We start from the raw sequence: 16,655 nt of genomic DNA, 5'->3' as shown, positions 1-16,655 counted from the left end.
AAAGTAAATGTTTGGTCAGCAATGCGGTAATGAAGCCAGCACTCAAGTTTTCCTGAGGGAATTAAAGTGGTGCAGGAAGCGCATCCAGATGTAGATATTTATGTAGCCGCTGTTGATGATCGTTTAAATGAGCAAGGTTATATATTGCCCGGTCTAGGTGATGCGGGTGATAAGATATTTGGGACGAGATAATTATAGTATCGACAAGGTGCTACCTTTTATAAGCAAGGTTCACTAACGAAGACAGAAAATAGCATGTACTGTTTTGTTGTTTATCGTAATCTTATTGTACTTAAGTATCTTAATGATTCCATTACATAAGTCTGCGGAAATATTAATTGATTTATTAGGGTGTAAAATATAACTTAGTTAAACTCCAAGAGAAATTCGAAATGGTTGGTATTCTATGCTCAAGTGTATTTATCGAAACTAACTAATCAAACGTCCAAAGTAATAGTGAAGATGGGTAGTCTTAGATGGAATTTGAAGAGTAGCAAGGAAAATTATAAGCAGATGTTGTGTCAAAAATGCGGTAAAAAAAACAATACGGAAGAATTACTTTGTCCTTCATGCGGTTCGATTAGTAATACAAAAAATGAGAAAAACAAAACAAAAGCCGCGCATCACAATTCCACGGATAACATTGAAACGTCGCATTGTGTAGAGACACCTCCGCCGGTAACAACCATGCCTCCGCCATTACCAAAAATCACCGAGATGTCATCTACAGCGACGCTATCAGAAACTCAAACACCAGTACCAGAGCCTCCAGAATTAACAGCACCAATTCAACTAACTTCAGTGGATGCATCACAAATACAAACGTCCACAGAAAATCGCTCACAAGAATCAGCGCAGCCAATACAGCCACCACCATTAAAAATAACCACAAAAACAAAAGCGCAAACCAACGTAAAACCAAAATTCAAAAAAGTTAATAGCAAACTACTTATTTCTTTTTATCTCATCTCGGTACTTGGTACATTAGGCGCCTTCGTATCAGGCCAACTAACAGCAATTTTTGATCCAAGTGGCGAGCTTTTTGCTGTTGAATCTATGTTGTTCACAATCATTTATTTTCTATTTTATATGGCAACAATTGTGATTTTTTGTATTTCTTTGTATCGCGCTTGGGAAGTGCTTCAAAACACGACGGCACGAACTTCATCAGGACTAGCAGTAGGTTTGCTTTTCGTTCCAGTGTTCAATGTTTATTGGGTTTTTCAATCTCTTTGGGGCTGGAGTAAAGACTATCAATTGTTTACGACTTACCATGAGAAAGGCACGATGCCATATGTAAATAAGCAAATATTCTTAGCGCAATGTGTGTTGTTACCTATGTTAGCCATTCCTATAGTGAATAGCGTTATTACTTATTTTATCGTCCCCACAACCCTCATTATTATTTTTCAAATGAGCAAGGCGACGAATTTTATCATTGACAATAATTTAGTCGAAAATACAGAAGTGAATACCTGATATGGCTACTTTACATTGTGCAAATTGCAATTTCTCCTTTCCAGATACAATGCTTAAATGCCCTTCATGTGGCACTTCGCAAAATACAGCACATGATGTGCTTGAGCCAAACACCAAGTCAACGATTCAGACAAATATGCCGGATTTGCCATTAAAGAATCGTGTAAGCAAAAGCTCGTATAAGGCAATTCATGAAAATTCTAATACGCATAATCGACCCAAAATACAGCGTGCTCACCCTATAAAATGGTTAAGTAAGCCCGTTGTTTATTTTATTGTCATTGCATCATTTGTTTCCGTGCTGTTAATCATTAACGCTAGCAATGGCATCACTTCATACTTAGCTTCCATAACTAGCGTAAAACTTGAACGCTCTCTCAGTGCCCCCGTAGTAATGGAGTTAGAGAGAATCAGTGACAGTAATCAGACTAGCTATCGAATACAACAATTGGGACAATCACTTGTTTCGTCAATGTATCCGCGCTCCGAGTATGAATATAAATTTTATTTGCTGAACGATTCTGATTCACAAGCCTTTGCACTGCCAGGTGGTTACATTGTTGTATATCAAGGATTGTATGACTTACTATCCGAGGGCGAACTGAAAGGTGTCTTAGCCCATGAAATACAACACGTTGAGTTAAAGCATGGCTTGAAGTCATTGTATGCAGATATGGGCTTAAGTAGTGTGGTCACTCTTATATTCAGCGCTGGAGGGGATGTAGCTTTTCCATTAAAGACATTATACGCATTAAAGTACTCTAGAGGCCTTGAAACTGAAGCTGATTTATATGGGGCTGACCTACTTATCGAGGCAGGTATCAAACCGACAAATTTAGCTCATGCCCTGTCAAAATTGGGGCGAGCCTCTGGAACCGATGGTATGCCTGAATGGCTGAAGTCGCACCCAGAAATAGATACACGGATTAATAACCTAAATCAATACATTGCAACTAAATAAAAGAAGGAAATGTAATGAACATAAATGAGCATCAACAGTGGTTCTACTCAACAGGTGATGGCGAGAAACATGGGCCTGTAAGTGTGGAGCAAATTCAAGAGTTAGCCATCAGTTACAAATTGCCGAAAGAGACTACAGTCTTGTGGGCTGAAGGTTTGAGTGATTGGGTAAACATCGAAAACATTACCGGTTTAACAGCGAATGATGAAGCTATAGTTGATGCATCTAGTACACAGAGAGTACCGAATGCACCTGTTACCCCTCATGTAGTTGTGCACGAAGAGTCTGCAAGCGTTTATCCGTCTTTTTTCGCACGACTTGGCGCGTTCCTAATAGATATGGTTATCTGCAACTTAGGAATAGTTGTATTAGCTTTAGTAGTTGGAATTGGCAGTGAACAAATGCTAAACCTTATTGGTATTCTCATTGTTTGGCTTTATTTTTCATTACAAGAAAGCAGTGCGGCGCAAGCCACATTAGGTAAAAAATGGCTTGGTATGAAAGTGTGCGATGATGAAGGTAACAAGCTATCATTTTTACACGCAACCGGCAGACATGCTGGAAAGCTGCTATCAAGCATACTGTTAATTGGTTTTATTATGGCCGCGTTTACAGAAAAGAAACAAGGCTTGCATGACATCATGGCGAAGACCTTTGTCGTGAGCAAGTAAGAAAAGGTATTTATGAGATGAAAGTGCACTGATGGGTTTTACTAAATAGTATTGCCGTGCTTTCATAGCGTGGAATTAGCATCGTGCTTTCATCTCATGTCGTCGCATATTCAGCATAATGAACGACATTCTTCGTAGTTGCGTAAGCCTATCACTTATCTGCAATCGGTTTAACCAAGCCATTACTCCGCATAATTGCTTTAATTTCGTCAACACTGGCCGGATCGTCAATGGTCGAAGGCACAATGAAATCTTGATCCTCAGCAATTTGACGCAGTAATTTACGCAATATTTTACCCGAACGAGTCTTCGGCAGTCGAGGTACTACAATCGTTTGTTTTAAGCATGCAACAGCACCAATTTCTTTTCTAACCATACTTACTAATTCTGCTTGGAGGTCAGCTTCAGAAATCGTTGCGCCATCTTTCAACAGCGCTAAACCGACAGGTACTTGACCCTTTAAACTATCGTAAACGCCAATGACACTGCATTCTGCAACGGCTTCGTGCGCGGCCAAAATCTCTTCCATTTCGCCTGTCGATAGGCGATGGCCAGCAACGTTGATTACATCATCGGTTCGGCCCATTACAAATAAATAGCCATCTTCGTCGAAGTATCCTCCGTCGCCAGAGCAATAGTAACCTGGGTATTCAGTTAAATAACCAGTGGCGAAGCGATCGAAGTCACCCCAGATGGTCGCCAAGCAGCTAGGTGGGAGAGGCAATTTAATTGCAATTGAGCCCTGTGTATTTGCGGGTACTTGTTTGCCATTGTTATCCAGTATTTGGACATTAAATCCAGGAACTGGTTTCGTCGCTGAGCCTGGTTTAGTCGGTAAATTTTCGATTCCCACTAAGTTTGCTGCAATTGCCCAACCTGTTTCTGTTTGCCACCAATGATCAATCACAGGTTTGCCAGTCTTCTCTCTTGTCCAATCATAGGTTGGCGGATCAAGGCGTTCACCGGCCATAAAAATGCTTTGCAGGCTAGAGAGGTTATAATTAGCTAACAAACTTGCCTCGGGATCTTCTTTACGAATGGCTCTGAACGCAGTGGGAGCGGCAAATATTGCATTCACGTTATATTCTTCAATGACTCGCCAGAATGCACCTGCATCAGGGGTTCTGACAGGTTTACCTTCGTAAACTAAGGTTGTGCAACCGTGCAGCAATGGGGCGTAAACAATATAAGAGTGTCCAACAACCCAGCCCACATCTGACGCAGCCCAAAATACGTCGCCTGCTTGCATGTCGTAAACGGCTGACATGGAGTATTTGAGCGCTACAGCATGTCCTCCATTATCTCTTACAACGCCTTTTGGTTTACCTGTTGTTCCTGAAGTATACAACACGTAAAGCGGGTCGGTGCCTTTCACGCTAACACACTCTACTGTTTGCGCAGTTTTCACAGCTTCAGCCCAATCAATGTCGCGTCCATTTTGCATCTCAGCAATACATTGTTCACGTTGCAATAAAATGACTTTGTTGGGCTTGTGAGTGCTTAGCTTAATGGCTTCGTCAACCATTGGTTTGTATTCAATAATGCGGTTTACTTCAACACCACAAGACGCGGTAATGAGTAACTTTGGTTGCGCGTCATCAATCCGAACAGCGAGTTCGTGAGCTGAGAATCCACCGAAGACAACTGAATGCACTGCGCCTATTCGAGCCGCGGCCAACATTGCAACTACAGCTTCAGTAATCATCGGCATGTAAATTACAACTCTATCGCCTTTACTAAGACCATTAGCTTGCATCAAGCCTGCAAATCGTGACACTTTATCAAGTAATTCTGAGTAGCTAAATTGCATTTTTGATTCGGTAACGGGAGAGTCGTAAATCAGAGCTGTTTGCTCACCACGCCCTTGTTCAACATGATAATCAAGTGCCATGTAACAAGTATTCATTTCGCCATCAGCAAACCATCGTGCAATCCCATTTTCGTCTTCTGACAGAATCTGTTGTGGTGTTTGAAACCAAGGTAACTGGGCAGCTTTGTCAGCCCAAAAAGCTTCAGGTGAATCTATGGATGCTTGATATTCTGTTTGATAAGACATGCTGAGTTACCTTTTATTATAATTTCAAATGACCGTAGCAGTGGCATTCCTGCTTCCTATCACCAGCGCTATTGATTGAATGCGCTTTAATTTAAAACATAGACTAATGCAAAGTGATGCAAGGAGATATGCGACTTCAGTTTTACATTGTTATTCTCTCGTCCTTACTGAGCGGAAATGACTTAAGGAGATAATAAATAATTTCACCGCCCGATTTAGCAATTCATAAGACTATAGTCGAGTGTCCGAGACTCAAGAATGGCTCATACGTTTGTGAAATGCATGCTAGCATCAGAACATCCATTTTCACTCACGAGATGCTTGTGCTTCTTAAACTAAAACCCCTATATCCAATAATGTTTTTGCTTGTCTGGAGCGCTGGCTATGCCATGGGGAAATTAGCACTGGAATATACTCAACCCTTAAACCTACTGGCATTTCGCTTCTTCGGTGCATTTTTGGCGCTCACGCCTTTTGTCATTTTAATGCGATTGCCTATACCAAACTTTAAACAATCTTACGCGCTTATGGGCACTGGCTTATTCTTACATATTGGCCATTTTGGCAGTATTTATGTGGGGATGAAGTTGGGTGCTAGCGCTAGCATTATGGCTTTGTTTGCTGCTTCTCAGCCTGTTTTAGTGATTATTGCTAGCGCATTATTGGCTCGAAAAATTCCTGCGTGGAACATTTGGGCAAGTCTGTCTCTTGGCTTATTGGGAGCGATGCTAATTATTGGCGTGGATATGCAAGGAAATGAAGGTTACCTATTGGGCGCAATTTTAGGCTTTACCGCGGTGGTGGGCCTGTCAATTGGTCAAGTGATAGAAAAACAACGTAAATTGGGTGTTCATCCAATTGTGGCTACATGGATCCAATACGCTTTTGCCTCTGCTGTTTCAATTCCGATTGCGCTGATATTTGAAGGCTTGGTATTTGAGAGCACGCTACCGTTTTGGGGCGCGATTTCATTCCTTGTTTTGGGAAATTCTATTGTTGGCATTTTATTGATGTTTTCAATGGTCAGGCAGGGATCGATTGCAAAAGTTGCCTCGATCATGTTTATGGTGCCTGCTGTCGGCGCGCTTATAGCTTGGTTAGTCGCTGATGAAGTGCCTAAGTTATTAGCTATTCCCGGTTTCTTACTGGCTATGTTGGGAGCGCTTTGGACTAATCGGATAGCTAACAAAGCATTGATAAACAAAGCGCATCAAAATACTAACTAGTTAGCTTAAGTCGCATGGGTATAAGTCTTGAATCAATACGCCGCTATCTTAAACAACGACGCTAAGATTTTCAGCTTATCTTTTTAGCTTATCTTCTTAGCTATAATCTAAACCTAACAGCTTTACCGTGAAGCTATATCTAGACAAAATCAGCCTATATCGCCGCACTGCAATCTCCAACAATGTCTGTACCAAGCTGCTCCTTCATCTCTGAAATGATGCTTTCATTTGGCACGCTCATCCCATTTGCTTGAGATAGCAGGGCGTTTGTTTGACTTAGTTTATTGCAAGCGATATCGCGCAGATTAGCGTCTACTTGAGCAATAAAGCCATCGCTTAATTGATAGTTGGTAATGGCTTTTTTTGTAATAATGCCAGCAGAAAGAGCGGTTTTATATTCATCAAATATTGCTTGAGCTTCTGTTTGAAGGGGTTTTAAGGCTTCCGTATCTCTTGCTTTTTTCGCGGCTTTTATGCGCATTTCCAATGAATGCACTCTGTCGGTATTTTTATCAACCGATGAAAATAAAGGGATAAATGCAAGCATGCCGCAATGCACATTCATTTCTTCTATGCCTTTCTCGCTTTGACATAATTTATGACCTTGTGTGGAAAAATCAGAGGCTTTTAAAGTTCCTGATTGCCAAGCTGCGGTGGCTGAAATACGATAGAAGGCGATACGATTCTTAACATCGCTCTCTTCATCAGCGCGTTGTTTTGTCTCGATGGCTAAATCTTGAAGGGCTAAGCTCATGCTTTCTATAATCGCCAAATTGCTCACCGTCGTTTTATCATTTTCAAATTTTTCTCGCGCACTTTCCTTGGCGAAATAATGATTAGACAAGGCTTGGTTTGCTTCACTAATTTTCAATGCATTACAGGAAGCCAGCAAGAGAACGACCGGTAAAATTAATAGCAGTTTGATTTTATTAATCATTAGTTTTGTCCTTTTAGTAAGCCAATGACGAAGTCATCTGTTAGTTGCGGGACATCGAGGTTGTCCAATGTGTTTTCAAGCAAACGACGGAATATCACCAAGAATTCTTTGCTTCCGAATTTTTCGTGCCGAGTTGACATAAACACATTTATCTTCTTCATAACTTTTTTGATTTTGCTAATTTTTGCTCGGGCGGCACTGACATTACCGGAGCAAGCGCTTAATAGTATCTCCATAGTGTCGGCGAGCACCTGTCCGAATAAAACTGACTTATTGCCTTGAGTTGTAGCGAATTCTGCTGCGGCGTCTAACATTACTTTCATCAACTCGCCAGCAAGCACTTCTTTAGGGGGGTCTGGGTCAAGGTCGAATAACCTCATTGGATTCGTAGCTGCTTCTTGAGCCGCGACAGCGACAATTTTAAGCCAGTCATCGCTGCTTAGGAGTAATTTTTTATCTGCCGACATAGCGCTTGCCATGGCGACCACAAGTCCTGAGTAAACCTCTTTATCTTTGTGCACTAACATTGAGGGGGACTTACTCATTTGGATTAGCATTATGCGCCCATATTCAAATAACTGTGCTTCCGAGAAGACATCTTTGAGAGCGCCTTTTTTACCAATGATGGGAAGCATCGTATCCATCATATTGCTGAGAATGGCGGCAGAAGTTTGTTCCCAAGGTTTGTTATTGTCGGCAAATTTAGCGAGGTTCTTACTCATTGCTGCCATTGATACTTTCGCTAGATCAACACCCGTTTGCCGGTCAAATGGATACTCTGCTTTGCTAAGTACTCCAGCCATGGATGAAAATGCATCGCTGATAAGCTGTTCTTTTGCACTGCCGTCGTTGTCAAAGAATAGGGAAGGCTGTGTTGCCACAACTTCCAAACTGGCCTTGTAAAGGCTTACTAAACCTTGCTTACTAAATTGATTATCTAAACCAATTTCTTTAGCATTTACGAAAAGCGCCTTAGTGATGGCGCCAAGTGCCTTATCTGGAGCGAAGTCGGTGCCTAGGAATGCAGATTGATGCTCGGCTAAAGTATTTAGCAAAGCATCTGCCGCGGGGCCCATTAAAACGTTTTGTAGGGCTTCGAATTCAACAACCTGAGAGTCAGTGTCGAGTGGAAATGCTTCGGTCAATGGGTCAACCGTTGATTTGATGAGAGCGACCAAGTGATCTTCATTGGTAACCCAATTCGGGTGTTTTGCAATGGTGTCAAAGCCTGCTCTCAGAAGAATGCCGCTGAGCGTTTCTCGAACCTTATCCTTTGAACTTAGGTTGCCATCGTTTGGTAATTGATCGGCCAAGCTTTTGGCATAAGCTGAAATCAATTTTGCACCGTTTCCTCCGCCCACACTGCCTGTATTATTTCCCACGTATTCAAGCGCTACATCAGCGCCAACGAGTGCAATTCTAGCCATTGGACTTAGAGGTTGATTCCCTTCTTTCCATGTTTTTACCAATATTGCCGCGGGGCCGGTTCTACTCACCATAAAGGTTTTGCCTTTCTTAGCTTCAATTTGAGTAGCGAGGATCATCAAAGCATCAAGTGATTGCGCATCTTCCTTTGGTCTTGAGTATTGACCATCAAAAAACCAGTGCTGAGAATAAGGGGCATCATCGCCTCTAACATAGTGACGGTTATGTGCTAAGTTAAAGTAGTGATCAATTGATGCGGGGAAGTCTAAGCGTATTTGTTTTAGGTTTGGAAATAGAATGTCTTCGTTTCGAGCGGCTGCATCATATGCATCCATGCCACTTTTACCTAAACGAACAAGTGAATTAATTGCAAATATTGTTAGATCGATACTCATAGTTGTCATGCTCCATTTTAAACTCAATCGAATACACAACAACTTATACGTATAACTAACTCGAAATTTTAGATTATCAACTCTTTTGTCATTATTTAATTACAATACAACGATATATTCATTTTTTCCAATTGTATTTTTTATGTACAACTATTTTCTTCTTCGGCCTTTTCGTTTCTGTCCTTTTCCTTTGCGCTTAGATTGTTCGTCAGCCTCGAAGTTTCCGTATAGCTCATTAATATAGTCCTTTGCAGGTGATACTTTTACTGCGGGTTTACTTGGCTCAAAGCCAGCAAGAATTTCGCGCTTGAAATTATGTCCCGTAACACGCTCAATAGTACGCAGCTGCTTTGATTCATCTTCACAATAAAGACTAATCGCCAAACCTAATGTACCTGCGCGACCTGTGCGGCCAATACGATGCACATAGTCTTCAGCGACGTAGGGGAGATCAAAATTCACCACATAAGGAAGCTCATTGATATCAATTCCCCTTGAAGCGATATCAGTAGCGACAAGTACATTAAGCTCACCATTTTTAAAGCCTTCTAATGCGCCGGTGCGGGCATGTTGGCTTCTGTTTGAATGTATTGACTCTGCAGTAATGCCAGCACTTTTTAGTTCTAAGGCTAAACTATCAGCCCCATTCTTGGTTTTGCTGAAGACCAATACTTGTTGCCAATTATTGTTTTTGATTAGGTGAAGTAAGACCTCAGATTTTCGTTCCTTATCTACATGGTATAAATGCTGTTTTACTGTCTTGACGGTGCTGTTCGCGGATGACACTTCAAGTAGCACCGGTTTATCCATCATGCTTTTCGCGAGCGATTTGATGGCTTTTGAAAAAGTGGCTGAAAACATCAAAGTTTGTCGTTCACTCGGCAGTAAGGTTTGAATGTGGCGAATGTCATCGATGAAGCCTAAATCCAACATACGATCGGCTTCATCTAACACCAGTACTTCGAGATGCTCAAAGTTAACGGCTTTTTGCTTATACAGATCTATCAATCGTCCGGGAGTAGCAACAAGCACATCTAAGCCTTCTTGCAGCAGCGCTATTTGCGGTTCAATTCTTACACCACCGTAAACCGCGGTTGAGCGAATATTGAGTTGCTGACTATAATTCTGAACGCTTTTCTCAACTTGAGCTGCGAGCTCTCTGGTAGGCGTTATTATCAGCGCGCGCAGTAAATGCTTATTCGAATCCTGTGTTTTTGCTAGAAGATGCACAATTGGCAAAGTAAAAGCGGCCGTTTTACCTGTTCCTGTTTGCGCGATAGCGACGGTATCGCGTTGACTCAGGATCACCGGTATGGCTTCAAGCTGAATCGGCGTGGGTATTGTATAGCCTTGTTCAGCGACAGTCTGCAACAGTGCATCACACAAGCCTAAAGTGTCAAATGACATAGCCGAGCGTCCTTCAATATTTAGCTTAATTATTGAATATTATCAAAAAAAGCAATGGTAGATATCAATCATTAACTATTAAATCGAGTAATTGTAGTGTTTACTTAAATAAAGAAACTAACGACTTAAGGTCTCTATGAACTTTGCAGAATTTGCCGCCTCTCGAAAAAGTGTTCGAGGGTTTACTAAACAGCCTGTATCCAAAGAGCTTGTTGATAGAATCATCAATACTGCCAAGTGGGCGCCGTCATCTTACAACACGCAAACGTGGAAAGTGCATGCAGTCACTGGGGATGTTCTAGACAGAATACGTGAAGACAATACGAAGAATACATTAGCTGGAAAACCACATGTACGAGACTTTCCATACAAAGAAGATTACGAAGGCATACATCGTAAACGCCAAGTCGACGTTGCTATTCAACTATTCGAAGTAATGGGAATTGGTCGAGAAGATAAAGAGAAACGCATGGAGTGGATGATGAGAGGCTTCCGTCAGTTCGACGCACCTGTTTCTCTTGTGCTCACTTACGATAAATCTTTAGAGCCAGCCGGAATTACGCAATTTAGTTTGGGCTCATTAGCATACGGCATCGTCCTAGCTGCATGGGATCTGGGTTTAGGCTGTGTGATCAACGGTCAGGGCATTATGCAATCGGATGTAGTGCACAAACATGCCAAAATTCCTGACACTGAAGCGATTATGATCTGTATCGCCTTGGGTTATCCAGATGCAAACTTCGCTGCGAATGATGTGCGCTCAGTAAGAGCTGATAATGAGGAGTTTGTGACTTATCACGGATTTTAGTGATAGTCATTATTCTAGGTTCTTTTAAATCCCTAGTTGATGAGCAGCTTGCTAAAGAAGAGCGGTTTATAGAATAACTTGGCGAAAATACGGTACTTGTTCCGTCCTAAAAAAAAGCCGCGAGCATCAGTATCTGCTCGCGGCTTTTGTGTTTATTCTTGCTAATTAATAGATAGCTTACTTCGTAATCTTTTGAACCATTACAAAAAACATAGGCACAAAGAATATCGCTAAGAATGTGGCTGCGAACATGCCACCAATCACGGCGATACCGATGGCATTCTGTGAAGCCGCGCCAGCGCCATTTGATATAGCGAGCGGCGTTACTCCAAGTATGAAAGCCATTGATGTCATTATAATCGGTCTGAAGCGTTGTTTTGCTGCAATTGAAACGGCGCTTAATACATCTACACCTTTCTCAACTTGATCTTTCGCAAATTCAACAATCAATATGGCATTTTTAGCTGCTAAGCCAACGGTTGTTAAAAACGCGACTTGCAGATAAATATCATTTGGCAGTTTGAAAATAAAGGCGGCAACAACAGCACCTAGTATCCCCAGTGGAACAACCATGAGCACTGATATGGGCACTGACCAACTTTCATATAAAGCTGCTAAACATAGGAAAACGACTAAAATCGAGAGAAGGTAAAGTTGCCCAGATTGCGAACCTGCAGCCTTCTCTTCATATGAAAGACCAGCCCAATCAACACCAAAACCGCCGTTCAATTCACTCACCATGCGTTCCATTTCCGCCATCGCCTCACCTGTGGAGATACCTTGCGCAGGGTTACCTTGAATATTCACAGAGGATATACCGTTGAAGCGTTCAAGTTTAGGTGAACCGTACGTCCATTGCGTTGTAGCAAAAGCACTAAAGGCCACCATTTCGCCATTGTTATTACGCACGTACCATTTCTGTAAGTCTTCAGGCACCATTCTGTGCGCAGCATCAGCTTGCATATAAACGCGTTTAATTCGGCCGTTATCAATGAAATCATTCACGTAACTCGAACCCCAAGCAATTTGTAAAGCACTATTAATGTCGCTCAAAGGCAAGCCAAGCGCAGAGGCTTTTTCGCTATCGATATCTATCTTGAATTGCGCTACGTCGGATAGGCCATTAGGGCGCACACCGGCCAGTTTCGGATTTTGTGCAGCCATGCCTAACAAGCGATTTCGTGCATTCATTAAGGCTTCATGACCAGCACCAGTTCTATCTACCAGTTGCATGTTAAAACCGGTCGCATTGCCTAATTCTTGAATAGGCGGCGGTAAAATAGGGAAGGCGGTAGCATCCTGTATTTGCGAAAACGCACCGTATGCCTGGTTAACAATTGCAAAAGCACTATTGGAATCGTCTCGTTTATCCCAATCAACTAAGTGAACAAAACCCATCGCTGCATTTTGTGCTTGGCCTGCAAAGCTAAAACCTACAACGGTAAACATGTCAGACGTTATGTCTCCGTGCGTATCTAAGAAGAAATCTTCCGCTTGTTTTACCGACTCTAGAGTTCGTTGTGCTGTTGACCCAGGAGGTGTGCTTAAGAGCACAAAAATACTTCCCTGATCTTCACTAGGTAAAAATGAAGTAGGTAATCGAACAAAAATAATGACCATAACGCCTACAAGTGCACCGTAAATTACGAGATAACGCTTAACTCGCTTCGCGATGTGAGAGGCGGCTTGCTCATAGCCGTCACGACCTTTGTTAAAGCTTCTATTGAACCAGCCTATGAATCCTTTGTTACGATCTTTGTTTGGATCATGAGGCTTCAACAATGTAGCGCATAAAGAGGGTGATAGAACAATCGCTACCAGTACGGAAAAGCCCATTGCGGATACTATAGTGATTGAAAACTGACGATAAATCGCACCAGCCGAACCACTAAAGAAAGCCATCGGAATAAATACGGCAGACAACACGGCAGTGATGCCGACTAACGCGCCAGTAATTTGTTTCATGGATTTTTTGGTTGCCTCTTTAGGAGATAACCCTTCTTCGTCCATTATGCGCTCAACGTTTTCAACGACTACGATTGCATCATCAACAAGTAAGCCGATCGCCAAGACCATAGCAAACATAGTTAATACATTTATACTGAAGCCAAAAGCAAAGAGCACTGAAAAAGTGCCTAGTAAAACAACGGGTACCGCAATGGTCGGGATAAGTGTCGCTCGCCAGTTTTGTAAAAACAAAAGCATTACCAGAAACACTAAAATGACGGCTTCAATGAGAGTTTGAACAACAGATTTTATAGACAACTCGATAAACGGCGCTGTGTCCAAGGGATAAACTACTTGAACCCCATCGGGAAGGGTTGTCTTAAGTTCATCAACTCTTGCTTTAACTCTCTCTATAGTCTTTAGTGCATTTGCCCCAGTAGCTAAACTGACGGCCATGCCTGATGCAGGTTTGCGCTTATATCGCACTATCGTATCGTAAGACTCAGCACCGAGTTCAATTCTGGCGACATCTCTCACTCTAACCTGAGATCCATCAGTATTCACTCTTAAAACAATTCGCTCAAAATCTTCTACAGTTTTCAGGCGCGATTGTGCTTGTATTGTAGCGTTTATTTGCTGACCTTCAATTGAAGGCATACCGCCTAATTGTCCCGCGGATACATCCGTATTTTGAACCGTAACCGCATTCCGCACATCAACAGGTGTTAAGTTAAAACTGTACAGTTTTGCAGGGTCCAACCAAATTCGCATTGAACGCTGTGCACCAAATACGCGGACGCTGCCGACACCGTTAATTCTTGAAATGGGATCACGAAATTGAGACACCAACAGATCACTTAGATCATATTGGCTTATGTCTTCATTATCAGAATAAAAGCCAATAACAAGCGCAAAGGCAGCATTAGACTTATTAACCGTCACGCCTTGTTGTTGCACTTGCTGTGGCAATAATGAAATGATGCCTTGTACTTTATTTTGCGTTTGAACTTGAGCGATGTCAGGGTCGGTGCCCGGTGCAAAGCTCAAAGTAATGTTGACAGAATTGTTGGCGCTGCTGGATGAAAAGTAGCTTAAGTTATCGATGCCTGAAAGGCTTTGTTCAATAACTTGAGTAACCGAGTTTTCAACTGTTTCGGCTGATGCTCCGGGGTAAACCGCACTGATAGATACGGTTGGCGGTGCCACTTTAGGATATTGCTCAACTGGCAGAGAAGTAATTGCAAGCACACCTGTTAGCATTGTGATGATGGCAAGAACCCATGCAAAAACAGGGCGTTCGATGAAAAAGCCAGCCATAAATTGTCTTCCTAATTCTTTTGTAAAATGAAAATAAAAACCACACTGATAAGTATCATGTGGTGACTAGCCTAGCGTGTTATTTATTAGGTTTCCAAGGCTGTGGATTTACCACAACTCCGGGTCTGACTTTCTGGTAGCCACTTATGATGAGTCTCTCGCCAGACTCAATATCAGTACTAACAGCATAGTCTGAGCCGATGGATTTAATGGGATTTATTTTCTTAGCAACAACGACGTTTTTATCATCGACCAAATAGATGACTAAGCTACCATCTGCTTGACGCATGGTGGCGCGATGTGGGATCAAAACTGCTTCCTTTGCTCCCACATGCACTCTTGTTTTAACAAAGAGTCCAGGTAGTAAAATGCCATCTGGATTTGGCACTATTGCGCGTAGAGTCACGGCGCCTGTGCTCTGATCAATGGTGACTTCGGAAAATTTTAGACGGCCTTGATGAGCATAGAATTCATTACTCGTCTCATTGATTAATAGAGTTACCGGCAACTCCTGTATTTGTTGCATTTCTTTTCGTAGCTCAAGAATTGCAGAGCCAGATTCTTGCATATCAATATAAATGGGATCTAGCTGAGTAATTGAGGCAAGTTGCTGCGCTTGGTTGCTAGTTACCAATGCGCCTTCAGTCACATATGAACGGCTAATACGACCATCGATAGGCGCGTACACTTTTGTGTAGTCAACGTTAACTTGAGCTACGTCTACCTGAGCCTCCGCTACGCTGATTTTTGCGTTTGCTTGTTCGTTTTGTGCAATGACGTCGTCATAATCTTGCTGACTTACAGCATTTCTTGAGACTAGGTCTTTATAACGAGCTGCTTTAGCTTGCATCGTTTTCTGATTAGCTACGGCACTTTTAACATCAGCAAGGGCGCTGTTTAACTGCGCCTTATAGCGTGCATCATCAATTTGGTACAACTGCTGACCTTGCTTTACTTGCGCACCTTCTTCAAAGAAACGCTTGATAATAACACCATCAACTTGAGGACGAACATGAGATTGCCTGAAAGGTGTCACACGACCAGGTAAGTCCATCGATATCTCTACTTTCTGTTTTTCTAAAGTAATAAACGAGACGCTAGGTGCAGGCTGTTGCATTTGACCCTGTGGGCTCTTGCTGGCATCTGAACAAGCATAAACTGTTGTTAACAATGCCATCACGACGCAGATTCTAAATGAATTCATATGTAAACCTTGAGAAGAAAATGATTAGGCTGGACAAGCTCTAATTAATTGATTATCGTAATATACATACATGGATGTATGTTGTCAATTTCACTCGATTAGTTTGAAAGAACTTTTTTGAGCGGAATGACAAAAAAAGTATAATTACAAAGTGACTCAAACAGAAGCCTCGGAGCAATACGTAGTAATGAGAAAAACCAAAGAAGATGCGGACATTACGAAACAATCAATCTTGGACGCTGCCGTTGTCGTTTTCAGTGAGGACGGTGTTGCAAAAAGCTCTTTAGAAAAAATTGCAAAAAAAGCTAATGTGACGAGAGGTGCTGTCTATTGGCACTTTGCGAGTAAACAGGAAATTTTCGAAGCACTTCACGAGCAATTGCATACTCCCTTTATTCAAGTGATCACAGATGGTGTTGAAGCCGTTAGCGCGAATGCAATTACTCAGTTAAAGAAGGTCTGCACTGAAGTTCTTATCGATTTAGAAAAAGACGAAAAAAAGAAAGAAATAGCAACCTTGTTTTTGTTGCGCTGCGACTACTCGGGTGAATTTGCTCAAAGTAAAGAAAGATTTAATGAAAGAAAAAAGCTTAAATTAATTGCTTTATCGAAGTACTTCGATAAAGCAATTGAGCAGGGTGTCCTTCCCAAAAATACAGATTCAATGCTTTTGGCGATTGGCATAAGTGCTTATTTGCGTGGTATAGCGATTGAATACCTCGAGGATCCCGACACATTTTCAATGCAAGATAATGCAGCGAAATTAATCAGTATGTATTTAGGGAAGTTACAAACTGCTTAGTATGCAACTCCCATCTACCT

Annotated in this window: 12 protein-coding genes and 1 pseudogene; 7 read left to right on the top strand and 6 right to left on the bottom strand. The window is 41.9% G+C overall.

Annotated elements, in window-relative coordinates:
* Positions 1-51: 51 nt before the first annotated feature.
* The 4 genes and pseudogenes from ACKLNX_RS17585 to ACKLNX_RS17570 form a co-directional block, all read left to right on the top strand.
* Positions 52-192 (top strand): annotated as a pseudogene (locus ACKLNX_RS17585) (uracil phosphoribosyltransferase); the annotation flags it as partial.
* Positions 193-513: 321 nt separating this feature from the next.
* Entirely contained in the window at positions 514-1,479 is a 966-nt protein-coding gene (locus ACKLNX_RS17580; protein ID WP_412973320.1) for a hypothetical protein, read from the top strand.
* 1 nt (position 1,480) lies between these two features.
* Complete coding sequence (locus ACKLNX_RS17575) at positions 1,481-2,440, top strand: M48 family metallopeptidase (RefSeq protein ID WP_412973319.1); 960 nt, start codon at positions 1,481-1,483, stop codon at positions 2,438-2,440.
* A gap of 14 nt (positions 2,441-2,454) precedes the next feature.
* The gene (locus tag ACKLNX_RS17570; protein ID WP_412973318.1) at positions 2,455-3,111 is read left to right on the top strand and encodes an RDD family protein; all 657 of its coding nucleotides are present in this window, start codon (positions 2,455-2,457) and stop codon (positions 3,109-3,111) included.
* Positions 3,112-3,262: 151 nt separating this feature from the next.
* On the opposite strand, the gene ACKLNX_RS17565 is transcribed toward ACKLNX_RS17570, so the two are convergent.
* On the bottom strand, positions 3,263-5,167 hold the full coding sequence (locus ACKLNX_RS17565; protein WP_412973317.1) for a propionyl-CoA synthetase: 1,905 nt from the start codon (positions 5,165-5,167) through the stop codon (positions 3,263-3,265).
* A gap of 278 nt (positions 5,168-5,445) precedes the next feature.
* Here ACKLNX_RS17565 and ACKLNX_RS17560 point away from each other — a divergent pair, with 278 nt between their 5' ends.
* Entirely contained in the window at positions 5,446-6,393 is a 948-nt protein-coding gene (locus tag ACKLNX_RS17560; protein ID WP_412973316.1) for a DMT family transporter, read from the top strand.
* 154 nt (positions 6,394-6,547) lie between these two features.
* Here ACKLNX_RS17560 and ACKLNX_RS17555 read toward each other — a convergent pair whose 3' ends face one another.
* From ACKLNX_RS17555 to ACKLNX_RS17545, 3 genes are all read right to left on the bottom strand, one after another.
* Positions 6,548-7,330 (bottom strand): hypothetical protein, encoded by a 783-nt coding sequence (locus ACKLNX_RS17555; RefSeq protein WP_412973315.1) that lies wholly within the window; start codon positions 7,328-7,330, stop codon positions 6,548-6,550.
* A complete protein-coding gene (locus ACKLNX_RS17550; RefSeq protein ID WP_412973314.1) occupies positions 7,330-9,150 on the bottom strand; it encodes a hypothetical protein in 1,821 nt (606 codons plus the stop codon). Before ACKLNX_RS17550 ends, ACKLNX_RS17555 begins: the two co-directional genes overlap by 1 nt.
* A gap of 150 nt (positions 9,151-9,300) precedes the next feature.
* Entirely contained in the window at positions 9,301-10,557 is a 1,257-nt protein-coding gene (locus ACKLNX_RS17545) for a DEAD/DEAH box helicase (protein ID WP_412973313.1), read from the bottom strand.
* 136 nt (positions 10,558-10,693) lie between these two features.
* Here ACKLNX_RS17545 and ACKLNX_RS17540 point away from each other — a divergent pair, with 136 nt between their 5' ends.
* The gene (locus ACKLNX_RS17540; protein WP_412973312.1) at positions 10,694-11,365 is read left to right on the top strand and encodes a nitroreductase; all 672 of its coding nucleotides are present in this window, start codon (positions 10,694-10,696) and stop codon (positions 11,363-11,365) included.
* 177 nt (positions 11,366-11,542) lie between these two features.
* Here the strand turns inward: ACKLNX_RS17540 and ACKLNX_RS17535 are convergent, their stop codons facing one another.
* Both ACKLNX_RS17535 and ACKLNX_RS17530 read right to left on the bottom strand, forming a co-directional pair.
* Positions 11,543-14,629, bottom strand: coding sequence for an efflux RND transporter permease subunit (locus ACKLNX_RS17535; RefSeq protein WP_412973311.1), 3,087 nt, complete (start codon positions 14,627-14,629; stop codon positions 11,543-11,545).
* Between the two features lie 79 nt (positions 14,630-14,708).
* Complete coding sequence (locus tag ACKLNX_RS17530; RefSeq protein ID WP_411693432.1) at positions 14,709-15,833, bottom strand: efflux RND transporter periplasmic adaptor subunit; 1,125 nt, start codon at positions 15,831-15,833, stop codon at positions 14,709-14,711.
* 187 nt (positions 15,834-16,020) lie between these two features.
* Here ACKLNX_RS17530 and ACKLNX_RS17525 point away from each other — a divergent pair, with 187 nt between their 5' ends.
* The gene (locus tag ACKLNX_RS17525; RefSeq protein ID WP_412973310.1) at positions 16,021-16,635 is read left to right on the top strand and encodes a TetR family transcriptional regulator; all 615 of its coding nucleotides are present in this window, start codon (positions 16,021-16,023) and stop codon (positions 16,633-16,635) included.
* The last annotated feature ends 20 nt before the right edge of the window (positions 16,636-16,655 follow it).

The organism is Glaciecola sp. MF2-115 (assembly GCF_047250385.1).
Lineage (GTDB): Bacteria > Pseudomonadota > Gammaproteobacteria > Enterobacterales > Alteromonadaceae > Glaciecola.
This window is presented reverse-complemented; position numbering and strand designations above follow the sequence as displayed.